Below are 24,947 nucleotides of genomic sequence, written 5' to 3' on the forward strand. Positions count from 1 at the left end.
TTAAATCAAACTACTTATCCAACCTACTAGCCCACCAGCCATAATAATCCATGCAGAATTTATTTTAAATTTAACCAAGGAAAATATTGATACTATAAATATTATAATGGACAAACCATCATTCAAAGATGATATACCTAATTTAAAACTTACAGTAGCCATCAATGCTAAGGAGGCTATATTTATACCATCCAGCATTCCAGATATCCAAGAAGATTTTCTTAACTTTGGTATTAAAGGATTCAATGCCCAAACCAGTATAAATGACGGAAGAAATATTCCTATAGTGCCCAATATAGCTCCTGGTATGCCCCTTAACAAATATCCTATAAATGTAGCTGTAGTAAATACTGGTCCCGGTGTAAATTGACCTACTGCAACTGCATCAAGTAATTGCTGATTTGTAAGCAGTCTTAATTTTTCTACAAACTCTGCTTCTAAAAATGCCAAAAGCACATACCCACTTCCATATAAGACTGAGCCTATCTTTAAAAAGATAAAAAATACTAAATACAAAGGTAATATTCCTATTCCAAACATCCTATTTTTGAGTTTCTCCTTGTTTTGCATAATCATCATAATAATTCCAGAAATAAATAATAAAGGTATCTCTTTTATTCCCAATAAATATACGGCTATCGTAAATAATCCAAGGACTAAAGAAATTTTATTTTTTATTACTGATTTCCCCAATCTATATAAGGCTTGTAAGATAATCGCCATAATAACAGGCTTCATTCCATAAAGTATAGATTCTACTTGAGGAATACTACCATATTTCACATAGGTTATGGCAAACAATAGAACTATAACCATTGCAGGGAAAATAAAAAATGTCCCCGCTAACAATAATCCTAATAATCCTCCTCTTTCATATCCAAGATGAATTGCAAGTTCCGTTGAATTTGGTCCAGGTATAAGATTTGTTGCTCCAATTAAGTCCATAAATTTTTCCCTAGTTATCCATTTTCTCTTATCTATTATTTCTTCCTCCATCATCGCAATATGAGCGGCAGGGCCTCCGAAAGCTAGACTTCCTAACTTTAAAAAAACTTTTACTATTTCTTTTTGTCTTTCTATCTTCTCAGTTCTATTTAAATCCTTATAATTAATATCGCTCAAAAAATCACCTCCTAGTTAATCAATTGATACCCTAAGAAGTGATTTAACCAGCAATCTATATCAAACAATTTATGATTTAATATATTTTTCTTTTATTTCCTTATACTTTTTCTCTCCCAGTTTATAGATTTCTTCCTCTTCTTTCGTAGTTACAATCAATTCTGGTACTTTGGCTGATTTATTATCTACCATATGAACCATAGTAACAAATGCAGTTAATGCTGTTTCCCATTCACTATAATTTTCTATACTACTTACTAAGATATTTACTATAATTTGCATAGAAGATTTACCTACATAAGCTAATTGTCCAATACATTTAACTATATTTCCTACATGCACCGGACGGTGAAATACTACTTCATCTACTCTAGCAGTAACTACCTGACCTTTACAATGCTTTGTTGCTGCCATACCTGCTGCAATATCTACAAGTTTCATCAGCTCTCCACCGTGGACATTTCCATAAATATTGCTATGAAATACCTCCATTATCACAGAAGTTTCAGCTCTTGCGAAAGATATATTATTATAATTGTCCAGATTATTCATCATTTGTTTACCTCCAATGTCATCTCTTTTTCTCATTTAGATTAATTATATATTGAATCAATTTTTTATACAAGAAAAGTAATTAATTGCATATAAAAAAGGTTTCCAAAGAAGTCTTTGAAGGAGGCCTTTCTTGACTACTGCATAAGAGACTTGCACGAAATCACAGATTTCGGCACTCTGCTTAAAACTCCTTGAAATCAAGTCTTTAATACTGAGGCCTTAAAGTAGTGCTTCCATATTCGTTATAAAAAAACGGTTTGGGATCAAATCTAAATCCAAAACCGTTTTTAAAATCTAATCACTAAAATCTTAATCTAAGGTCCATAGATTATTAACTAGTGTTTATTATATATTTATTTCATGGTATTAACAAAAAACATTGTTACTTGTGGTACATATGTCACAATAGCCATGGTAATTAAAGATAATATTACAAATGGTACTATACCTGAAATAATCTTGCTAACAGGTTCTTTAGAGACTCCTGTTGCTACAAATAAATTTAATCCAAATGGTGGTGTAAACATTCCTATGGCACCATTTACAACCATAATTATTCCTAAATGTATGGGATCTATACCATAATTTATTGCTAGAGGTAAAAATAATGGTGCTAATATAGTAGTTGCCGAAGCTGGATCTATAAACATTCCTGCAACTAAAAGTATGATATTCATCATTAACAATATCGTTACCTTAGAATTAGTTATTGCTATCAAACCCTCTGCGAGGGCCTGTGGAATCTGCTGCCTAGTCAATATCCAAGAGAATATCGAAGCAGCAGCTAATAATATCATAACTTGTGCTGTACCTACGGCGGCATCAATGGATTCATCTAATAGCCCCTTAAAATCTAACTGCTTATAAATAAATATAGCGACAAAAATAGCATAGACTGAAGCAACAACAGCAGATTCTGTTGGTGTAAATATTCCACCATAGATACCTCCTATTATAATAAAAGGAACTCCTAGTGCCCATGCAGCCTCTTTAAAAGCTATTAATATTTCCTTCAAAGATGCTTTCTCCTGTACAGGTACTTTATCCTTCTTTGCAATAAAGTAACAATATGCGATAACAACTAATCCCCATACGATTCCAGGACCGATACCTCCTATAAACAAATCCCCAACTGATACTCCTGTAACAGTTCCATATACAATCATACCTATACTTGGAGGTATAATTACTGCGACTGCTGGACTCGATGTGATCAATCCAAGTGAAAATTTCTCACCATATCCTCCTTTAAGTAATTCAGGTAACATAAGCCCTCCTATTGCAACAACTGTTGCAGGGCTTGAACCCGAAACTGCTCCAAAGAACATACATGATATTACAACTGCAATAGCAAGTCCACCCGTTAAATGTCCTACTAATTTACTTGCCAAATTAAGTATTCTTTTTGAAATCCCTCCACCTTTCATTACATTAGCTGCAAGAATAAAAAATGGGACAGCCATTAATGAAAACTTATCAATACCAGAAAACATCCTTTGAGCTACAACCTCCATAGGTATAGGAGTGAAAAAAGATAATGCTAGAACACTTGCTAAAGACATTGCAATATATACTGGTGCTCCAGTAAATAAAAAGACAAATAGAAGTACGAATAATGCTACTGTCATTTACCTTCACCACCCTTTAGTTTTATAAAGAATTCTTGAGTATATCTCAATAACATAAGTATTCCACCTATAGGCATTGAACCATAAACATATACCATTGGAACTTTTATAGTTGAACTAACTTGATTTGTAATGAATACATTTTTTGTAATTATAAATGAAAAATAAGTAAATAGCAAAGTAAATGCAATTGACATTAGGATTGTTATAAGAAGTAAAACTTTCTTACCCTTCTCACTTAAAACATTCATTATAGCATCTACTCCTATATGTGCACCTTTATAAACACAAACACTAGAGCCAACAAATGTCAGCCATACTATAGCATATCGTGCCACTTCTTCTGACCACACCAAAGAAGAACCAAAAAATCTAAGTACTACATTAATAAAAAGTATGAAAGCTATAGCTAATAGCAGTATCCCAATGAAGTATTGTTCTATCTTTGATAGGATATTATTAAATGATTTCATTTTCGACCTCCTACCTTCAAATTATTTAACTATCTATTTATATTTTTCAATTTCTTCATATGTCTTATCTAAAATTTCATTTCCAAATAATTTAACATATTCTTGATGAACAGATAAAGTTATTTCTTTCATTTTTTCTTTTTCTTCTGGGGATAATTCAACTACATTAACGCCAGCATCTTTAATTGTTTGCAAATAATTTTTCTCTTCTTCTTGGACTGCTTGCCTCTGCCATTTAGCTATCTCTCTACCCTTTTCATAGAGTATTTCTTGTATATCTTTAGGTAATTTATTGTACCAATCATCACTAAATATCAGTACATGGCCTAAATAAGCATGCTCACTAAGAGTTAGATTAGTTTGTACTTCATAAAACTTGGAACTTACTATTGTAACTAACGGATTCTCTTGTCCGTCAACAACGCCTAACTGTAATGAACTATATAACTCCCCAAAATCAATAGGAGTCGGATTAGCTCCTAAAGCTTTAAACTGATTAATTATAATAGGACTTTCCATTGTTCTAAATTTCAAACCTTTAAAATCTTCTAGCTCGGATATTGGCTTATTAGCTGTAAAATGCTTATATCCATCCTCGTAAAAAGCAACACCTTTAATTTTTTGACTTTTCAGGCTATCAAGCAATGCTGTACCAACTTCTCCATCCATAATCTTATATCCGATTTCCCTATTAGGAAACAAGAAAGGCAAATCAAATAATTGTAGTTCAGGTGCAAATCCACTTATTCTAGCTGTCGGTACTAAAGCGATCTCTTGAGTTCCCATCTGCAACCCCTCAAACATCTCCCTTGCACTTCCTAATTGTCCTGATGGGAACAAGTTAACCTTTACCTTTCCATTGGTTGCTTGTTCAACTTCCTCTTTAAACTTAATAGCTGCCTTATGATGAGGTGTTTCAGGCATAAATCCATGTCCATATCCAATCTCAATTACTTCTTCGGTCCCATTGTCATCTAAACCCTTTGATGCATCCTTACTTTTGCAGCCACTAACAGCTAAACTAAGTATTAATACCATAACTAAAAGAATTACAAAATTTCTAGACTTGAACATTTTACCATCCTCCTAATTTTAATCTCTTGACTTAGTGAATTAATAAATCAATTACCTAAACATGTATAATTGCAACATTCATGCCATGCCATAATATATAAATACACTGGAATAATCACGTCTGTTAACTACATCTTTTAAAAAGACTTCTGCAATTATTGCACTAAAGTGCAAATGTTGCAGAAGTCTTTTATTTCACAATATTATATTCTTTGATTTTATACTGAAGATTTCTTTCACTTATCTGCAAGCTCTCTGCTGTCATACGCCTGTTCCCTTGAAAATAGTCTAAGGTCTTTAATATTACAATTTTTTCGATTTCTTTTAAATTGGTTCCTATTCTAATTCTTATGTCACTATTATCATAACTTTCATCATTATTAGCATAATATCGCTCAGGCAAGCTCTCTTTTGAAATGATTTTATTATCAGATAATGCTACTAACATTTCAACTAAATTCTCAAGTTCTCTTACATTTCCAGGGAATTTATATTCCTCTAGAGTTTCTATAACATCTTTACTAAATCCCACAACTTCTTTATGTAATTTGTTATTATACTTATTTAAAAAATAATTGAGTAAAATAGGGATATCTCCTTTACGCTCTCTCAAAGGTGGCACTTCTAAATTAATCACATTCAATCTATAAAATAAATCTTCTCTAAATTTACCGCTTTTAACCTCCGCTTCTAAATCCTTATTAGTGGCAGCAACAATTCTTACATCAATTTTAACTGGTCTATTGCTGCCTAGGGGTGTGACCTCCATATCCTCAACAATTCTCAATATCTTTGCTTGAAGCTGTAAATCCATTTCCGCTATTTCATCTAGAAATAAAGTTCCATTATTAGCTAGCTGAATTTTACCTATTTTTTTCTTATCAGCTCCCGTAAAAGTTCCTTTTTCATATCCAAATAATTCACTTTCAAGAAGGTTCTCTGGAATAGCTGCACAATTTACCACTATAAAATTTTCATCCTTCCTATTTCCTTGAAAATGTAATGCTTTAGCAATTAAGTCCTTTCCAGTACCACTTTCACCAGTTATCAATACTGTGGAATCAATATCTATCACTTTCTCAACTCTGTTAAGAAATAACCTTAACTTATCAGAATTTCCTACAATTTCTTTGAAGCTATATCTTTCATGCAATATCTTTTTAAGATTCGTTAGCGAGTAATTTAAGTTTTTGTACTCTATAGCTTTTTCCACATATAAATATAGTTCTTCCATGTCTATAGGTTTTGTAATATAATGAAAGGCTCCTTCCTTCATGGCATTAATGGAAGATTTAATACTGCCGTAAGCTGTCACCACAATAACTTGAACATTTCTTAGCTTACTCTTTATATCTTTTAAAACTGTTATTCCATCTATCTTACCTATTTTTAAATCCAATAAAACTACATCTATATTTTCGCTATATAATATTTCCATAACTTGGTTAGCATCTTGAGTAGTAAATACTTCATAATTGTCCTCAAGTGCAAATTTCAAAGAATCACAAATATTTTTTTCATCATCAGCAATCAATATTTTTTCCATATTAATTCTCCTATTATTATGATTTCATGAAAATCAATTCTACCTTTGTCCACTCTCCATATTTACTGTCAATATTAATATTTGTATTATTCTCTTTTGCATATTGATAACATATTGCTAATCCTAGTCCAGTACCATTATCTTTTGTAGTAAAAAAAGGATCGAATATGTTATTAAAATCATCATCGGCAATACCCCTGCCATTATCCAATATACTTAAAATTATTTCTTCTTGTGTATCCTCCATATCGATTCTGATTACACCATCACCTTTAATAGCATCAATACTATTGCGAAGAATGTTTATTATTATTTGCTTGATTTGTTGCATATCAGCATATAAAAATTTTTGTGATTTATCCAAATAATTAATGTCTATCCCTTTGCTCTCTATTTCAGATGCAAAAATATTGATGATTTGGTTAACCAGCTGTACTATATCAAAATTTTCTTTTTTTAATTTTTTTGGTTTAGAATAATCTATTAAGTCAGTCAGCAATCCATTTAATCGTTCAATTTCAGTTGGGATCTCAGTCGTAATCTTTTTTCTAAACTCTACATTATCATATTTTATAGGCAATAAATCAATATATGCTTTTATAGATGTAAGTGGATTTCTTATCTCATGAGACATTCTTGATATTAGAGTGCCCAAAGAATTCATTTTATCATTTTCAGCAAGTCTTTTTCTTAGCATGCTGATTTCCGTTATATCATTAAATGTAATTACAGCTCCAATATTTTCATTGTTTAAATCAAATAATGGTTTTAGTATATAGGATAATATATTTTCCTTATTATCCTTATAATATCTCTTTTCCTGAAAGCTAAATTGTTTTTCAAATTTTAGACACTCCCTTAAATGATCGACATTAATATAATTTTCTAATCCAACTTCATCATACCTCATACCAATAAATTCTTCACTGTTAATATTCAACAAATTTTCACAGCTTTTGTTTAGAGTTGTAATGACTCCATTCTTATCAAAGGTTATAAGACCATTTCCAATACCATTTAAAATCTGTTCTTTATATTTGTCACTCTCTTTTATAATCTGCTGATTTTGCTTTAATTCATCATTTACTATTTTAAGGTCAACAGTCCTCATTTCCACTTCTTTCTTTAAAATACTATTAATTCTAATAAAGAAAAGATTTATTAAAATTGCTATAAAAATAATAAGTGATAATGCATAAAGTATGTTCAATAAGTCCTTCCAAGCTGGTTTTATTTCTTTTCCAAACCATTTTTCATATATATTATAGTATGTACCTTTCTTTTTTAAGTTTTCTAATCCTTGATTGAAATCGTTTATTACTTCTTTATTGCCTTTTTTAAATGCCATCCCATAAGATGTAAAACTTATGTCATTTCCTACAATTTTTATTGAATCAATACTTCTATTTTTCTGAAGTATATATAATCCTGTAAGCTTATTTCCTACAACAGCATCAACTTCATTTTTAATAAGCTTTTCAAAGGCAATATCTAAATCTGAAAAAAAGACTACTTCTATTTCTCCTCGATCTGCTAATGCATATGCAGCAAAGTCACTTCTCTGCACAGCAACCCTGCGTTCCTTTAAGCTATCTACTCCTAATATTTGAGATTCATCTTTTCTAACAAAGCAAACTAGAGAGTTTTTTAAATACTCATTAGAAAAATCATACATAGCTAGTCTAGTATCATTATAATTCATGCCCTGTATTGCATCGATACTTCCATCTTGTAGTGAAACATGAGCATCCACCCAGTCCATTGGAACTAGTTTTATTTCCACTCCCATTTCTAATGCTAAAGCCTTCATTAGATCCACATTAAATCCTCTATACTCACCATCGCTATCTAAATATTCAAAAGGAGGATAATTCTTCTCTCCTCCAATTGTTATAATTTTTTCAGTATCAATACAGTATGAATTTGAAGTAATAAATAATAATATTATTAATAATGAGGCAATTCTAATTAATCTGTCTCTCACTAGGGTATCCACCTTTATATAAAGTTAATTTATACTCAATTCAATAATAGTTATAATAATCTATGGATTTATTATAACAAATTTCGACACTCTGCTCCAGTAAAAGGATATAGTTATACATGAAAAAACTGCCTCCTACAGGCAGTTTTTTCATTATAATTGCAAGAATCAATTAGGTTAACAATTTAAACTCTTCATCATCTCCAAGTTAGTTTTTCTAATTCAATATGACTACGATACCACTCATCATTTTCTAAAAGTAATTCTGGTGAACCTGAGTTTTTAACTCTTCCATTTTCTAAAATAACTACGGTATCACAAGAAATCATAGAAAGTAATCGATGAGATATTGATAAAATAGTACGTGTATCACTAACCTTTTGTAATATAGATATTATTTTTTCTTCAGTAATTGCATCTAGATTTGCAGTTATTTCATCAAGGAGTAATATAGGTGGATTAGTGACTATAGCCCTTGCAATAGCCAGTAATTGTTTCTGCCCTTGTGAAAAAAGATTGTTATCCATTTTTGTATCATATCCATTTTCTAGAGATAATATATAATCACTTAGTCCTACAAAATCTATAGCATCTTCAATCTGTTCTCTAATAATACTCTTATCTTGTAAACTAACTTGATCTGCTATTGTACCTTTTATAGTATGAAAGCTTTGATCCACATACCCAAATATTTTCCTTTTTTCAGTATTAGGAATGCTATATACATCAACTTCATTTATTTTTATGCTGCCATTAGTGGGTTTAAGAAGTCCTAATATTAGCTTAAATAATGTAGATTTTCCAACTCCTGTCCTGCCTACAAAAGTCACCTTTTCCTGTGGCTGAAATTCAAGGTTTATATTTTGTAAAATGTCTCTTTCTTCTTCATAGTAAAAGCTAAGATCATTAAAGGATATTCTTACTTCTTCCCTATTTGATATAATTGATTCGGCAGAAAGTTCACTGTCCTTATAATCATCTTCTGGCTCATTATAAAATTCATTAACCCTATATATTCCTGATATAGCCCCTTGAATACTTTGAAGCTCCATACCTAAATCTTGAATAGGACTAAAGAGATTGGAAATCAATTCAATGGAAGCAGCAACCATACCTAAAGATATACCTAAATACCCCAATTCTTTAGATGATAATATCACAACAACAGCAATTATTATGGCACGAATAATCATAATAATTGGTGAAAATATTGAGTCATAGAAATTAACCTTTTCCATTGTCTTATAGTTATCTATCAGATAGGTTTTATAATTTTCTTCCATATAACTTTCCTTGCTAAAGGATTTTATCATCTCTATATTTTTTAAGCTTTCAGAAATATGATTATTTACCTTTCCTACCAACACACGATTTTTTATCTGTGCCTCTAACATACGTTTTTGAAATATTCTTATGATAATAAATATAATAGGTAACAAAATCAAAGTAATTATCCCAAGCCTCACGCTAAAGAACCAGATAGACCCTAAGATACCAATAATTTTAAATGAGTCAACTATCATACTAACTATGCCAGATGTAAATAGAGAACTAATTGCATCAACGTCATTAGTAAAACGGGAAACTACAGTACCAGATCCATTATAAGAAAAAAATATAGCATTTATTTTCTCAAGTTTTCCCATCATCTCCATACGAATTTCCTTGGTGATTTTTTGACCTAGAATAGTTAAAATGGCTTCTTTCACAAAATCAAATATCCCAATAAACATTAGAATACCAAGATACCAAACAGCTAAAGATAGTAGCCCTGCAATATTTCTAGGCACAAGGTTTTGGTCAATTATCTTTCTTAAAATCTGTGGAGGAAGTAATGATGTAATAACTATTCCTACGATTATAACTACAAGTAATGCAACGGATATAACATTTTCTTTGATTACATGCTTAATAGATTTCTTTACTAAATTATTTTTCATCAATACCACCTCCACTGCTTTGTAAATCATATATAGATTTATATAATGTAGAACTTTCCATCAACTCATTATGTGTACCATAGTTCACACTTTTATCATCATTAATCAATAAAATTTTATTTATTTTATCAAAAATACTCAATCTGTGGGAAATCAAAATGATTATACTCTCTTTATAGTTCTTTCTTAAATTTTCAATTATCTTCTCTTCAGTTTTCATGTCTACTGCAGAAAAAGGGTCATCTAAGATAATTATTTTATTTTTCCTTACCAAAGTTCTAGCAAGGGCTATTCTTGATTGTTGTCCGCCACTTAGTCGAATTCCATTGTTACCAACTATAGTAGATTCTCCCTCTGGCATAGCTTTTAAATCATCTTCGAAGCAAATATCTCTTAAAACAGAGTTAATTTTTAAATCTTCCCCAAGAGTAATATTATTGTAAATAGTATCTGAAAGCAATTGAGGTTTATGTCCTAAGTAAGAAATCATCTGACTACGTTCATATTCAGAATAAGATTTAAGTTCTTTCCCATCTACTTTTATACTTCCAAGATAAGGATATTGTCCCAATAGCGCTATTCCCAATGTAGTTTTACCACATGCTATAGGCCCTGTTACACCGATAATTTCTCCTTCTTTAGCTTCAAAGTTGATATCTTCGATAATATTATCTTTTCCAATAGAATAGGTAAAACTAAGGCTATCAACAATAAGACTTGTTTTGTCCTCTTTAATGTTGGTAGTAGTATCTTTTGTCTGGTATTCAGAAAGATAGGGTTTAATTCTTTTCCATGATACCTGTGATTTCTGTACAGAATTAAATAGCTTTGCTGCCTTACTTGCCTTAACTGCCATTGCAGTAAAAATAGATATATAGGCGGAAAAGATTCCTACAGTCCAATTACCTTCAATTGTTTTAGTACCACCTAGATAGATTACAAGAATAATCCCTAGCATGGCAATAACATTATAAATTGGCTGCATAGAATTCTCTAAAATATGAGCTTTAATTGCCTTATTCTGCAAATCCTCCAGTTCAATATTGTATTTCTCCCGATTTCGCTTTTCAATACCATTCACACGATAAAGAATAGCGTTTTCAATAGTACCATAGGTAAGATCAGCAACCTCACTACTTTTGGTTCGAAATGCAATGGAATATTTATAGATAATTACTTTAAGTTTTTCGGCTAAAATCATAGCAACTGGAATAAAAATAGATGCTAAAATCGTTATTTTTACATCGTATACGAGCATTGAAATAAAATAGGATAGCATAAGTACACCTGTGTCAAATACCTCTGTAGTAAATTTACGCATACCTTCTACACATAATTCTACATCTGAAATAGCTCGTGTCATTAAGTTTCCAGCACTTTCATCATCTAGCTGGATAATGCTTTTATTCATAATATTATTGTATATCATAAAACGCATTGTAGCACTGGTATTATTAGCAAAGCGTCTGATGTAGAGACGTTTGAAATAGCGCATTAATTGAATTGTAACAATAATAGCAATAAACTTAATTCCTAGAACTATTAAAGTAGATAGGCTATCCCCTCTTAAAATAGAGTCTATTAATTTTCCTTGATAAATAGGCCCTAGAACAGTTCCTCCATTGAAAACTAGTCCAAAAAACACAATCAATGCTACAGTAAACTTTTCATTTTTCCAATAGCTAATTATCTTATTTGGATTCTTAATTGGTTTTACTTTAATATCTTTCATGGCAGTTTCCATCTCTTTTCTTCCAAAATCTCATTATCTATATTCTAAACATTTTATCATCATATGTCTATTTGCTTTTATTTTTGTATTTTCTTAAAATAAAAAAGACCAAAAGTAGAACTTTCCTATTCCTTATAAAAAAGTCACCTTAAAGTATCTATTAAGGAATACTCTATAGGTGACTTCTATTAATCTTATTAAAATTAAATCATAATGATTATATATTCAGAAAATCAAATACTGTTTGAACAAATAAGGCAGTTCCAATATGCAAAACATCTTCTGCTATATTAAATTTTGGATTATGGGATGAGATAAAGTTCCCCTCTGAGTCATATTCGCTTGAAGCTAAGAAGAAGAAAATGCCAGGAACTTCTTGTAAGAAAAATGCCATGTCTTCTCCACCCATAATAGGTCTTTCCATTTCTATTATGTTTTCACTTCCAACTATCTTTTGAGCAGATTTTATAAACTTTTCTGTAATTTCTTTTGAGTTTATAAGTGGTGGATATCCAAATTCATATTCATATTCGCAGTCACCCCTCATTGCCTTAGCAATACCTGTAGATATTTCTCCAATCCTCTTTGCTGCTTGTTCCCTTAATTCTTGATCTACAAATCTGGCGGTCCCCTCCATTTCTATAAATTCAGGTATTATATTAAAAGCCGTCCCTCCGTTTATCTTTCCAACAGTAATTATTGCAGGCTCTGGGCCACTTTTTTCTCTACTTACAATACATTGTAAGGCTCCTATAACTTGTGCTGATATAGTCACGGGGTCAACTCCTAGCTCTGGATATGCACCATGAGCCCCTATTCCCTTTATTTTTAAATAGAATTTATCTAAACAAGTCATGGTTTTACCATAATTAACTATTACTTTTCCGTCTGGAACACCTTTGGAAGGTGCTCCTATATGAAGGCCTACTATATTGTCTACCTTAGGACTTTCTAAAGCACCTTCTTCTATCATATGTTTGGCTCCAGCAAATCCTTCTTCACCCGGCTGAAATAATAGTTTTACAGTTCCTTTTAATAAATGTTCATTATCCTTTAATATCTTAGCTGCACCTAATAACATTGCTGTATGGGAATCATGGCCACAGGCATGCATATTCCCATTCTTCGACGAATAAGGCACACTGGTCTCTTCTTTTATTGGAAGTGCATCCATATCAGCTCTTAATGCTATTGTCTTTCCTTGATTCTTCTCTCCAATCAACGCTACTATAGCTGAACCATTAACAAGTGTTTTATACTCTATTCCCATCTCTTTAAGTCTCATCTGAACATAGTCTGATGTTTGAGGTAAATCTAGTCCAATTTCAGGTATTTGATGCAAATTCCTTCTCCATTTAATTATATCTTTCTCAATTTCTTTTGCACATTCTTTAAAATTCACAACATATTCCTCCTCTGATAATATTACCTAAACAATAAATAATATAAAAGCTTTATAGTCTTGTCCCCTATATGATAGTTGCTTCTCACATTTCAGAATTATTTATTTTAACTTCTATCATTACAATAATCTATCCTACTGATTTGAGCTTTGTTTTTTGTAATCAATTATAGCAACAAATGCAGTTACAAAAACACATAATGGTACTGCCAGCCATGCTGGAACTAGCTGTGTCATGTTGATAATTATCCCAACTGCTAGTCCAACAACAGCGCATTTGTAAAATTTAAGAGCAAACATCGTTAATAAAGCCCCCATAATAGCAGGAAAAACAAATCCAAAAGCTGTTATTACATATTCAGGTAACGCTCCAATTATAGCATTACCTGCAAAAGCACCTATAGTAACTATAATCAAGTTTGTTATTATTGATCCTGCTATACTTATAGTTGAAACCAGTTCAGCTTCTTGGCTTCCAGCATCAACCCCTAGAGCGTCCTGGGCAACTGCTGATGCAGGAACTCTCACATTCGCTATATTTCCAGATAAGAATGACATATAAGTACCAGATAATCCTAATATAGGAAAATAGGAAATTGGCTCAACTATATAGAAGGCTCCATACATTGAGGCGATTAAGAACCATCCTGTTAAAATAGTTTTTACAGAAGGTATTGCTCCATATCTTATCCATAGATATATTGCTGGTAAAAAACATAAAACCACAGCAGTTAATATTGTCCATCTTCCAGTTGAAATTATCTTTTTAGTAAACGTTTCTTCATATGAACGATTTTCCATAGATTTCACTCCTTAGTATTATTTAAATAATGCTGCAACGAACATGGCAACAAACATGGCTATTCCTAGATTCCATTCTTTTAAGGCTTTCACTTTCTCTGAAAGTTTCACCATCACCATCATAACTATAGTAGCTACTAATACCGCTATAAGGTTTGTAGACACAAGATTACCTTTACTTATAATTTGCCCTGAAACAATAAAAGATGAAGCCCCTATAATAGCACCTGTCCCTATTTGACCTACAAGCTTAGCATCTCCACCTGTTACCTTCTCTTTTACAATATCTAACTTATCTGCAAACAAAGCTACAACTAATAACCATCCTATACCATTTAATGTCATAGTCCAAACAGATGACGCAAATGCTGTCAAATCATATTGACTAGACCCAAATTCAACTCCCATTGCCTGTGCACCCATTGCAGCTCCTGCAAGCTCTGCTGGCGCTGATCCTATGATTGATAGCCTCAGCCAAGTAATAGGTGCTCCAACTACCGCCATCATTCCAAGCATTACTACAAGCACAGCTAATGAAGGTCCTATTGCTGCAATAGCTCCAATCCTAAATGCTTTAACACCATCTTCACGCTTCAAGTTAATTGTTTTCCCTGCTTCAAAGGCTTTCTTGGTAAATATAATTGCCTGTACACCTACTATTAAAACAACAGGCAGACACATAACCCACAAAATTGGATCATTAGCTACTTCTAAATACTCTCTCACGTCTTCTTCCTCCATTTTTTAAATTTTATAATCAATATAAGTCATTGTGATATTTATCACATTTTTTATTATAATATATAAAGCAAACAGATTTTTTGTTAATATTTCCAAAATTCTTTTAATTTTTGTGAATTTTTCTAAATGATTATAGATTTATATAATAAATAAAAGCACAGTTTAGAATCTGTGCTTTCTCTAAATAAATATTTAATTAAACAATTTTAAGAATTTCAAAACTATCTCTATCTTTAACCTTTCAACAGAGTCTTCACTATCCATATCTATTAGATTCTTAATTTTATTTATTCTATATCTTACTGTATTATTATGAACAAAGAGCTTTTCAGCCGTTAAAGAGTAGTTCTGATTACATTCTAAAAAGCTTTTCAAAGTAATTATCAGTTCTTGACCATCTTCCTCTAATGTTAAAGGTTTTATATATTCGTTATATATACTCATATTTTCCTTTTTGAATTCTTCTATGTTAATAAATTTGAAAGGTCCTAGATTATCATAAAGAACCACTTTAGATTCAGGGTAAATATATCTTGATATATCAATAGTCTTGGAACTCTCAGTATAACTATTTTTCACATTCTTTATATCTACAAAGCCTCTAGAAACTCCTGCTACAAACTTTCCTTTTATTACTTCATTTTCAAAGCATTTAATAAGTTGACTTATACTTATTTTTATAAATTCATTTGTTTTATGTATATCCTTATCTTTCTTATAGAGCATAACTATTTCATCTTTACCTGCTAATCCAAAGATTATTTCATCTCTTTGAAAAATATTATATATGCATCTAGATATTTTTTCTCTATGATCATATAAACTTATTTCATGGCTAAACTGCTTTATGCTTATACACAAATATAGCCCCTCAGTATCTAGAACCTTTCTTATTATCTGAGTTTCATTCTGAAAGTTACTCTCTATTATTTGTCGAATCAATTCATCTTGAAATTTATCCTTAAAAGAATTTTCAAAATATATACTTCCATATTCATGTAGTAGAAGGACAAAGCTCAACCTTATTGTATATAGGTCATAGTAATCACTTTTCTCTTGATTTTCCCAAACTACAAGATAGGCAAGAACTATATTATCTATTTCTATTGGGAGAACTATCCGTAAGCTATCTTCCTTATTCTCAAGATTTTCTATTCTAAACATATGAAATTTTTCAGATAAGCTTTCCTTTTCATGTTTGCAATCTGGATTCCATATGAATTCATAATCACTTAATTTAGTATTTTTAATACTTTTATTAAATGTTGAATATATCTTGTTTTTGCAAAAATCATATACTTCCACTGGCTTTCCTATATTATTATATAATCCTTCTATTATCTCCTTTATTTTTCTATCATGATCTTTATTCCCATATACCTGAATAAAACTAGTTAATTTTTCTATATATCTATCTATAGCTATTTCATTAATGGCATTTCCTATTTCTATCCATGCAGAATCTTTAGGTAAGTCAATAAGAGGAAACTTTAACTCATCGCATAGCTCTACAATTTCTTTAGGAATCTCATCTAAATATCTGCCGACCTTTATGCCTAAACCTGCTGCATTAGCCTCATTTGCCTCAATTATTACTTCTTTGAAATACTCTATATTACCCTTAAATAAATATCCTGTAGAGAGCATCAGCTCTTTTCCCCTAGCCCATTGTCCACCAGTAGGCGCATCCTGAGATGAAATACCTTGAACTATTCTATCAAGCCCTTCTTTTCCTGCCAATACTCTAGCTTCTGAGAAAAAATCCGATGCCAATATTTCCCTTAAACTTACTCCCATTTAAATGATCATCCCTTCCAGTACATTAAATCCATAGTATTATAATTCCTTTTCTTTTAAATTATTATCTATATTCTAATCATTTTGCCTTAAGATGTCTATTTACTTTTATTTATTCCCCCAATTCTTTACCTAAACTTAACTTAATGTTAAAAGAGACTTTATATTTCTATTGTATAATTAAAGCACAATATAAATATAGGAGGCGAAATAATGAAAGGATTAAATTTATGTATTGATATTGATGGGACTATTACCGAGGCTTACGATTGGATTCCTAGGGTAAATGACTATTTCAATACTAACATCAAACCTAAGGATGTAACAGTATACGAAATACATCGGGTTTTAGGAGTAGATAGGGCAGCTTATGAGTTATTTTATGCTTTATACGGCGAAGCATTACATCAAGAAGCTAGAATTAGAAAGGGTGCCAAAAAAGTTCTTAGCAATTTGTATAGACAGCATCAAATTCATTTCGTTACTGCAAGAGAAGAAAGAATGAAAAATGTGACTTATTTATGGTTTTCCCATCATAAAATATCAATGGATTCACTAACTCTATTAGGTTCCCACAATAAAGTTGGCACTGCAAAGGATTTAAGTTGTGATATCTTTATAGAAGATCGATATGAAAATGCTATGCAGTTGGCTGATTCTGGATTTGAAGTGCTCCTTATGGACTGCAACTACAACAAAGGACCCTTGCCATCGAATATCACACGTGTAACAAATTGGTTTGAAATAGAGGACATAATAGAAAACCGTGCAGAAAAACAACTTAATGATTTTAGAATTGCATAATAATTTTAGATTATATTAAGTATAATTAAATATAATATTTTAGAGGAGGATTTTTTATGCTAAATGGTTCAAAGGTAAGAGAACTAAGAAACAGCAAAGGATATACTACATTGGATATAGCAAAATTTACTCATATCTCTAAATCTTATATTGAAGAATTAGAGCGAGGAACAAAGAAAAATCCCGCTTTTAACAAAGTAGTTTTATTGGCAGAAGTTTTAGGCGTTAAAGTAGATGATCTAGTCTTGAGAATGTAAGCTGCTTATATTTATTTTTATTAATTGAAAAATACCCCTTAATAAAATCAAGGGGCAATGTTTTTTCATGATAATAATTTCTCTCCGCTTAAGCTAACACCTATTGCTCCAAGAGGTGCTGTGAGAACAATGGCTAAAACTGCTATGGATAAAATCAAATCTCCTGACTCTACTCCTAGAGACAATGGAATAGCTCCTATGGCTGCTTGAACTGTTGCCTTTGGTATATATGCTATAATACAAAATATCTTTTCCTTCATATTTAGATTAGTTTTTAATAGCGATAATACTACTCCTATGCTTCTAGCAAATAATCCTATAACAATTAATAACATACCTTTAAAACCTGTATCAAGTGCTAACCAAATATTTACCTGGGCACCTACCAATACAAATAATAATATCTCTGCAAAAACCCAGATTTTATTAAGCTTAACAGCAATTCTTTTTCCTATATGAGGCATAGATTCAAATATAATAAATCCAATTGTCATAACACCTAATAGCCCTGCAATTTCTATCTTAGACTTAACTAAATCCTCAAAAGCTGTAAGAAGAATTCCCGCACCAATAATATATAATACCTTTTTCGTATCTCTGATAGAATATCTTTTAAATATCTTAACTAAAAATATTCCTATAACTACCCCAGCCAATATTCCTAAAATAATAGATATTGGAATACTTAAAATCCGCATACCTATATTAATCTTTGAACCACTATATATTCCTAAAAATGTAGAAAAAATTGTAATAGCAAAAACATCATCAATTGAAGCTCCAGCCAGTATTAGAGTGGGTATCCCTTTTTCTCCTCCAAGTCCTCTTTCCATGAAATTAAGCATTGCAGGCACGATGACTGCTGGAGATACTGCTGCAATTATAAATCCAAGCATGCCTCCTTGTACGAAATTGAATTGAAATATCTTCATAGCTGCATAAGCTATTGCTAAACCTTCAAATAATCCCGGTATACAACTTAACCTTATGGCAGGAGCACCAACCTTTTTTAAATCTTCCTTGCTAATTCCAAATCCCCCTCTAAGTAGTATTATAATTAACGCAAGCTTTCTAAAATCAGCTGAAACTTTTATAATGTCTTCACTAAGCCAATTAAGCCCATATGGTCCTATAATAACACCTGCAATAATCATACCTAATAGTCCTGGCAATTTTATCCTCGTGAACACTGCATTTGCTAGAAGTCCTAATATTATTATGATTCCTAAACTCGTTGCCATGTTATCAATCCTCCTAAAATTAGACATAAAAAAACCTACAGATATCCCATATCTGTAGGAGTTATTAGCATATAGCAGTTAAGGTCAACCCCATGACCTATTTTTTATTATATCATTTCTTATATATGTTTACAACCTATTTATACCCTATTTACTTATCCTAAATATCCTGAAAATTATAATATAAATATAATAGCCCAATATCATTAGATTTATATATTTATTATAAATTCATTCTTACTCAACATATTACAAATTCTAATAATATCTTCTTGTGAAAATGTTTTTTGAAACTTTTTCTTAACTTTTTTGAAATAAGAAAATCTAACAATAGAATGGGATTCTATTCTCTTTATATATTCTTTACTGAATCTACTTTTATTCTTAGATATAGCTTCAAATATCATAATGTGAGAACAATCCTGAATTACTCTTTTTAATTTCTTTGCTTTTTCAGAGGTAAAAGTAGTTTCATTATTAAAGAAAGTATCAATAAAATTTAGCAGCTTATTTATCAGTCTATCTAATTTATACTTATCCGCTATTTGAGAGAATATGGTCATATGTTTATTATTATAATCTTCCCTTATATCCTGTAGATCATCTATTATCTGAAGAAATACTCCATAACCAAACATAAACTCTGCTTCAACTCTATCTAATATTCCTCTAACTAAATACCCATCAGCTAATACAGATGTACCTCCCTTTTCAAAGGTAATCCCTATTATATTCTTTTCAAAAGGTAATGTTTTTTCCCTTTGCTGTATGAGACTTTGTTCTTGGGCTGTATGAATACCTAGAAGGCTTTCAAAGACTTCAGAATAAGTATTCCTTTGAAACTCATATTCTATCTTTTTTACAAGATTGTAAATATGTTGTTCCATATTATTTAAAGGAGCACTATCTTTTCCTAATAACCAATCTCTAAACCTTTTATTAAACTCTACCTTTTCTCCAACTGAAATATTAGCATCATCTAAATAATTATCGCTATATGGATATAACATGCTATAAGCGAATATGGAAGGTGTTAGCTTTACTTCCATATTATATAATATTTGTATACTATTCATAATCCAAACATTTCTAATAGCTTGAAATATATCATAAACCTCCATTTGAGAATCAAATTTCTTTACCTCGTCTATAAATTCTCTAGTAATATTTCCATACCCATTATCAATAAAAAAATCTATAATGCTTTCTTCATAATTTGATATCTGTATCTCCATTTCCTTTATCAGTTCAAATACTTCTTTTCTTAAATCTTCCTCTTCATTCTCATTCTTCGGTATTTTCTTTAATGTTCTAAACAGTTCTTTTCTAAACAATTCTATTTTTTTCTCATTCTTAATTTTTTCAGCAAAGGAGATCTTTTCAGTCGGCATATGTAGTTCAGGCTTTGTTTCCCACCATATAGAAAGATACTTATCTGTTAATTCCTTTATCACTCCATCACCGTCCCTCTCATAATAGTAGATTAATTATACTATATTAGATAGCTTGGGGAAAGTGTAAGAAATTAAAATACTGCCAGTGGCAGTATTTTAATTTCTTTCTTGCAATCTATGTGAGCAATTAGGACAATATTTCCAATCTCTTTTTATTTCCATACTACAATTTGTACATTTTAGAATTCCCATACTAAATTGTTTTCTCATAACTAGATATACTATTAATCCTACAAAATTAGGCACGTATGCTGCTGTTGCCATCCATAAATAAGGATCCATTCCCCTAGATTTGGCATCTTTATATACATATCTACATATAGCTATGATTACAATTGCTAGAACTACAAGAATTAATAAAAATAAAGAGAGAACTCTAGCATGTATTTCCTGTGAATGACCTAATTTCAAGACAATTAAAGTTAGGGGAAATATTCCAAAACCTATCCACAGTGCTGTAATAAACCAGAATAAATTTTTACTTTTCATAATTAATCTCTCCTTCCTTATTGTTTCTCAACACAATGATTACTCCAAGTGACGATATGCAACCTATCAAGTGTATTATACATAACAATGAAACTGTAGCTTCGAGTCCAATATATTTACTCCCTACAACAGTAATTCCTAAAATGGCTATTATATACGATATAATTGATAGTAATATTAAATAATAAATATTCTTATTTTTTATAAATGCAATTGTATCATCTACTAAATTCTCTGAAGGATGAATTTCCTTCCTGCCTATTTCTAATAATATTTGTTCTAATTCTTTATCGTCCATATCCATCCTCCTCTAAGATATCTTTTAGCTTTGTCTTTGCAGTATTTATTCTAGATTTAATTGTCCCTTCGGGTACTCCTAATATCTCTGCGATTTCTTTATATGATAGTGATCTGTAATAATATAGAATTAGAGGTAGTTTATGTTTGTCTTTCAACTTACTTATTGCTTCTTGTACCCTTTTTCTTTCTTCTTCTTTGTGATATTCTTCTTCTGGTAGTCCTAATATTGAATTGGCATTGTCTAATATACGGTTTTTCTCATCAGAATCAGTAAAATCCACTATCCTATTTAACCACCGTTTTGCTTTTCTATACTTATCTCTGTAGGAATTAAGTGCGATAGTATACAGCCAGCCCTCAAAACTTTTACTTTCATCAAAGGAATCTAGATTAGAAAATACTTTTATCCAAGTATCTTGAAATAAATCGTCAGCCTCTTGTTTATTTCTAGACAGATGAAAGCAAAAAGTATATAATTTTGTTTTATTTTTATTAATTATCAAATCTATATCTTCTCTCAAGCCTTCATCCTCCTTTATATATGTATTACGCCTTAATTTAATATTAGTTCATTTTCAAATAAAAATTCTAAATATATATATTATATTCAACCTTAGATTGTTTCCTTTATAAACTATAGATAAATGATTAAAATAAGGAAACTAAAAGGAGTAAAAGAAATATATAATTTTGTTTCTTTTACTCCCTCTATGTGCCTAACCTTTGTATAATATTCTATAAATTTTCTATCTAGTATGAGTTTTTACTGAAATATACGGATTTACTTTTTAACCCCTAACTCCTTTGGACAATCACACACTATTATAGCAAAATATAATCAATAGAAATATAGTGTAGATAGTTAGGTGGTAGTTATCGTAGTTTAAATATGCTTTTATAATATATGTAAGACTTGGAATACTAGATATATAGTTGTGTTTAATATAATATTTATAGTAAACTAAGTATATAGAATAAAGTAGAATTATAGGAGTGTATATAGAACTATTGAAGACTTAAGACAACAACAAGTTAGTAGAGAAATGAATCAGAGAGCCAAATATAATAAAACAGCTAAATCTAAAGACATTATCATAATGGCTAAAGATAAGAAAATTAAAGAACTTGAAGAAGAAAATAAAAAGCTAAAAGAGCAGTTAGAAATTTTAAGGGGTAAATTATACGAAAAAATATAGTTATATAAGTTCGCAATCGTAAACAAATGTGAACTGCTGATTATTTATATTAGGTGGTGGCGGTTTGAAAAAAATACTGATACTTGTAGCGGGAATGCCAGGTGCAGGAAAAACCAGATTTGCGAATTATTTATCTGAAAAATTACGGATTTCTTTAATCTGTAAAGATAAGTTAAAAGAAATAATCTGGGATAAGGTTCATTATGATACAACTGACAGGACTGAATCAAAGATATATGCTGGATTGGCGTATAATTTATCCTTTTATTTCTGCGAAATGCTTATGAGTACAGGTCAATCAATAATTTTTGAAAGTAATTTTACAAACGCTGGTGTAGATATATTCCAACCAATGGTGCAAAAATATGGTTATAAAGTTATTACTGTCCTTTTTGACGGAGATTCCCAAGTAATTCACAGACGATTTGTTGAAAGAGATGTAACAAGCGAAAGACATCCAGGTCTTGTTTCTAATGGTTTTTTTGATGATTTTGAGGTGTTTAAAAAAGCAGCTCAAAATTGTGGCGGTTTCAAATACGGAGATGTTATGATTTATGTTGATTCAACAGATTATTCAAAGATATCTTATGATGATTTAATAGAGAAAATTTTATCACACAAATAGTGAGCGTGAACAAAATAAGCATAATCTAAAGTAAACTTAATGCACAATATTCTTCTATGGCGAATTATCTACAAAGTTATTAACATGTTATACACAATTAAATAAATTATAGACCACATAGATTATATGTAGTCTATGTATAAAGTAAGTAAAACCAATCGGTGTATAGGAATGGACACTAGATATGAATAGGAGGTTCTAAAATGAAAAGCAAAAATACAAGATATTCACAGGAATATAAAATTAAATCCTTAAAGAAGTAGAAGGAACAGGTAATGTAACCTTTAATAACAAGAAAGCATGACATTGTCCCATGCATTATAACGAGTAGATTCAAACATAAATATTATACCAAATTTATCTAAAAATAAAATAGTTCCTCTACCTATAAAAGAACCCCAAACCATAATAGAATAGTGATAATAAATGCCTTAATTATAGCAGTTATACTAATAATTTCATTATATAATATATATTTAGACAATATTTTTTCTTCTCTATAATTAAACAATAATACCAATAATGAACTTAAAACTGCTAACGAACTCATAATATTTATAAAATAACTGCTTTCAATTATTGCTATTTTCCCATTCCCTTAGACATTTTCTAGTGCCCCTTATCTAAAGGGGCACTAATATTATTTTTTAATAGTTTCAAGAACTTAATTCATTTTAAAATATTACTCCATCCAATCATCTAATACTTCACCATCTATCGAAAATTCCATATAATAAGAATCTAAAAATCTATCTTTGTAATATGCATCTAATTTTACTATAAACGTATCTTGATATCCATCTTGGTACATAAAATATGATTCAAGATAGAAAATCTTCTCCAATTTATAATTTAATTCATCAATACATATACCTCTCATTTTTTCTTCATATTCATCTTTACAGTCAACCATCCAGTTTTTATAATACATTTTTAATCCATCTATTAAATACTTTTTTAAATTAGATTGATTTCCTATCCAGTTTTCAAACTTTGTAATTATAACACTTTTAATATCCAAATTTTCTTCTAATTCTCTTAAAAAGTATTCCATAGAATATGATGATATTCCTTGACACATTTCATCATCTAAATTGATTAAATGATATGTTATTATTATTCTAAAATCATCTAAGTCTTTCACTAACTTAAAGTTAACTAGTTGTATTTCTGTATTTTTATAGTTGTTTAAAGAGTACCTTTTTATAGTCTCCTCTTCATTTAAAAATTTACTGAATTTTTCTATTGTATAATTATCTAAGTTATTATTTTTAATTAAAGTTGATAATTCTGGCATATACATAATTTAACCCCCTATACTTTCCACACTACGAATAGTTAAACATAATTTTCATACATTCTAAAGAGGCTTTTCTTTGTCGTTATATTCCTTTTCAACTTCATCTATTTTCTTATGGCAAAGTTCTCCCCAAATACTAAGTAATTTTTTTGTTCTTTCATCTATCTCCTCTTCAAAATAAATTCCTTCAGGAAAACCTACATCACAATTCATATATCCATATTTATTTGTATATGCTAAGGTAAATGGAACTGTACACATTAAAATATGTGAACATAGGTTTTCTAAACAATAATTTCCTGGTTTTCCTCTACCATATTTACAAAAGGAAGGAACTTCAATTTCATCATCCCCCATAATCCCACAATTTAATTCAAATAAACCAATTCTACACCAGCTATCCTCTTTTTTCCAAACTCTACCAGTCTCATCAATTACATTACCATCTTCATCAATATAATGCCCATATTCATCAAATCTTTTATT

General features: G+C 30.4%; 24 protein-coding genes and 1 riboswitch. Of the genes, 4 read left to right on the forward strand and 20 right to left on the reverse strand.

What is annotated here, in order from left to right; all coding sequences use genetic code 11:
• The 13 genes from KQI38_RS11170 to KQI38_RS11230 form a co-directional block, all read right to left on the reverse strand.
• Nucleotides 1-1,122, reverse strand: coding sequence for a chromate transporter (locus KQI38_RS11170; protein WP_216559427.1), 1,122 nt, complete (start codon nt 1,120-1,122; stop codon nt 1-3).
• A gap of 69 nt (nt 1,123-1,191) precedes the next feature.
• Complete coding sequence (locus KQI38_RS11175) at nt 1,192-1,677, reverse strand: acyl-CoA thioesterase (RefSeq protein ID WP_216559429.1); 486 nt, start codon at nt 1,675-1,677, stop codon at nt 1,192-1,194.
• A 353-nt stretch (nt 1,678-2,030) separates the two neighbouring features.
• Nucleotides 2,031-3,305 (reverse strand): TRAP transporter large permease, encoded by a 1,275-nt coding sequence (locus KQI38_RS11180; RefSeq protein WP_216559431.1) that lies wholly within the window; start codon nt 3,303-3,305, stop codon nt 2,031-2,033.
• The gene (locus KQI38_RS11185; RefSeq protein WP_216559433.1) at nt 3,302-3,778 is read right to left on the reverse strand and encodes a TRAP transporter small permease; all 477 of its coding nucleotides are present in this window, start codon (nt 3,776-3,778) and stop codon (nt 3,302-3,304) included. The genes KQI38_RS11180 and KQI38_RS11185 overlap by 4 nt, the downstream gene beginning before the upstream one ends.
• Nucleotides 3,779-3,811: 33 nt before the next feature.
• Complete coding sequence (locus KQI38_RS11190; RefSeq protein ID WP_216559435.1) at nt 3,812-4,852, reverse strand: TRAP transporter substrate-binding protein; 1,041 nt, start codon at nt 4,850-4,852, stop codon at nt 3,812-3,814.
• Between the two features lie 190 nt (nt 4,853-5,042).
• Nucleotides 5,043-6,398, reverse strand: a complete 1,356-nt coding sequence (locus KQI38_RS11195) for a sigma-54-dependent transcriptional regulator (RefSeq protein ID WP_216559437.1) — start codon at nt 6,396-6,398, stop codon at nt 5,043-5,045.
• A 16-nt stretch (nt 6,399-6,414) separates the two neighbouring features.
• Nucleotides 6,415-8,382, reverse strand: coding sequence for a transporter substrate-binding domain-containing protein (locus tag KQI38_RS22630; RefSeq protein ID WP_216559439.1), 1,968 nt, complete (start codon nt 8,380-8,382; stop codon nt 6,415-6,417).
• Nucleotides 8,383-8,579: 197 nt separating this feature from the next.
• A complete protein-coding gene (locus tag KQI38_RS11205; protein ID WP_216559441.1) occupies nt 8,580-10,322 on the reverse strand; it encodes an ABC transporter ATP-binding protein in 1,743 nt (580 codons plus the stop codon).
• Entirely contained in the window at nt 10,312-12,066 is a 1,755-nt protein-coding gene (locus KQI38_RS11210) for an ABC transporter ATP-binding protein (RefSeq protein ID WP_216559443.1), read from the reverse strand. Before KQI38_RS11210 ends, KQI38_RS11205 begins: the two co-directional genes overlap by 11 nt.
• Nucleotides 12,067-12,271: 205 nt before the next feature.
• Nucleotides 12,272-13,456, reverse strand: coding sequence for a M20 metallopeptidase family protein (locus KQI38_RS11215; protein WP_216559445.1), 1,185 nt, complete (start codon nt 13,454-13,456; stop codon nt 12,272-12,274).
• A 135-nt stretch (nt 13,457-13,591) separates the two neighbouring features.
• A complete protein-coding gene (locus tag KQI38_RS11220; RefSeq protein WP_216559447.1) occupies nt 13,592-14,257 on the reverse strand; it encodes a hypothetical protein in 666 nt (221 codons plus the stop codon).
• An 18-nt stretch (nt 14,258-14,275) separates the two neighbouring features.
• Nucleotides 14,276-14,983 carry a DUF5058 family protein gene (locus KQI38_RS11225; protein ID WP_216559449.1) on the reverse strand — a complete coding sequence of 236 codons (708 nt, stop codon included), beginning with the start codon at nt 14,981-14,983 and terminating at the stop codon, nt 14,276-14,278.
• A 207-nt stretch (nt 14,984-15,190) separates the two neighbouring features.
• On the reverse strand, nt 15,191-16,795 hold the full coding sequence (locus KQI38_RS11230; protein ID WP_216559451.1) for a PucR family transcriptional regulator: 1,605 nt from the start codon (nt 16,793-16,795) through the stop codon (nt 15,191-15,193).
• A gap of 213 nt (nt 16,796-17,008) precedes the next feature.
• Here KQI38_RS11230 and KQI38_RS11235 point away from each other — a divergent pair, with 213 nt between their 5' ends.
• The gene (locus KQI38_RS11235; protein WP_216559453.1) at nt 17,009-17,599 is read left to right on the forward strand and encodes a 5' nucleotidase, NT5C type; all 591 of its coding nucleotides are present in this window, start codon (nt 17,009-17,011) and stop codon (nt 17,597-17,599) included.
• Nucleotides 17,600-17,655: 56 nt separating this feature from the next.
• Nucleotides 17,656-17,856 carry a helix-turn-helix domain-containing protein gene (locus tag KQI38_RS11240; protein WP_094901830.1) on the forward strand — a complete coding sequence of 67 codons (201 nt, stop codon included), beginning with the start codon at nt 17,656-17,658 and terminating at the stop codon, nt 17,854-17,856.
• A 65-nt stretch (nt 17,857-17,921) separates the two neighbouring features.
• On the opposite strand, the gene KQI38_RS11245 is transcribed toward KQI38_RS11240, so the two are convergent.
• From KQI38_RS11245 to KQI38_RS11265, 5 genes are all read right to left on the reverse strand, one after another.
• The gene (locus KQI38_RS11245; protein ID WP_216559455.1) at nt 17,922-19,097 is read right to left on the reverse strand and encodes a cation:proton antiporter; all 1,176 of its coding nucleotides are present in this window, start codon (nt 19,095-19,097) and stop codon (nt 17,922-17,924) included.
• Between the two features lie 48 nt (nt 19,098-19,145).
• Nucleotides 19,146-19,204: riboswitch (Fluoride riboswitch) on the reverse strand.
• A gap of 105 nt (nt 19,205-19,309) precedes the next feature.
• Nucleotides 19,310-20,551, reverse strand: coding sequence for a hypothetical protein (locus tag KQI38_RS11250; protein ID WP_216559457.1), 1,242 nt, complete (start codon nt 20,549-20,551; stop codon nt 19,310-19,312).
• Nucleotides 20,552-20,647: 96 nt separating this feature from the next.
• Nucleotides 20,648-21,040: a zinc ribbon domain-containing protein gene (locus KQI38_RS11255; RefSeq protein WP_216559459.1), complete on the reverse strand. Its 393-nt coding sequence runs from the start codon at nt 21,038-21,040 to the stop codon at nt 20,648-20,650.
• Entirely contained in the window at nt 21,030-21,338 is a 309-nt protein-coding gene (locus tag KQI38_RS11260) for a hypothetical protein (RefSeq protein ID WP_216559461.1), read from the reverse strand. The genes KQI38_RS11255 and KQI38_RS11260 overlap by 11 nt, the downstream gene beginning before the upstream one ends.
• The gene (locus KQI38_RS11265; RefSeq protein WP_216559463.1) at nt 21,328-21,861 is read right to left on the reverse strand and encodes a sigma-70 family RNA polymerase sigma factor; all 534 of its coding nucleotides are present in this window, start codon (nt 21,859-21,861) and stop codon (nt 21,328-21,330) included. The genes KQI38_RS11260 and KQI38_RS11265 overlap by 11 nt, the downstream gene beginning before the upstream one ends.
• A 522-nt stretch (nt 21,862-22,383) precedes the next feature.
• Here KQI38_RS11265 and KQI38_RS11270 point away from each other — a divergent pair.
• Both KQI38_RS11270 and KQI38_RS11275 read left to right on the forward strand, forming a co-directional pair.
• Complete coding sequence (locus KQI38_RS11270; protein ID WP_216559465.1) at nt 22,384-22,536, forward strand: hypothetical protein; 153 nt, start codon at nt 22,384-22,386, stop codon at nt 22,534-22,536.
• A 64-nt stretch (nt 22,537-22,600) separates the two neighbouring features.
• Nucleotides 22,601-23,161 (forward strand): P-loop nucleotide/nucleoside kinase family protein, encoded by a 561-nt coding sequence (locus KQI38_RS11275; RefSeq protein ID WP_216559467.1) that lies wholly within the window; start codon nt 22,601-22,603, stop codon nt 23,159-23,161.
• A 682-nt stretch (nt 23,162-23,843) separates the two neighbouring features.
• Here KQI38_RS11275 and KQI38_RS11280 read toward each other — a convergent pair.
• Complete coding sequence (locus KQI38_RS11280) at nt 23,844-24,464, reverse strand: hypothetical protein (protein WP_216559469.1); 621 nt, start codon at nt 24,462-24,464, stop codon at nt 23,844-23,846.
• 57 nt (nt 24,465-24,521) lie between these two features.
• Nucleotides 24,522-24,947, reverse strand: a 426-nt coding sequence (locus KQI38_RS11285; protein ID WP_216559471.1) for a hypothetical protein, incomplete at its 5' end; no start/stop codon positions are given.

The organism is Tissierella carlieri (genome assembly GCF_018917285.1).
Lineage (GTDB): Bacteria > Bacillota > Clostridia > Tissierellales > Tissierellaceae > Tissierella > Tissierella carlieri.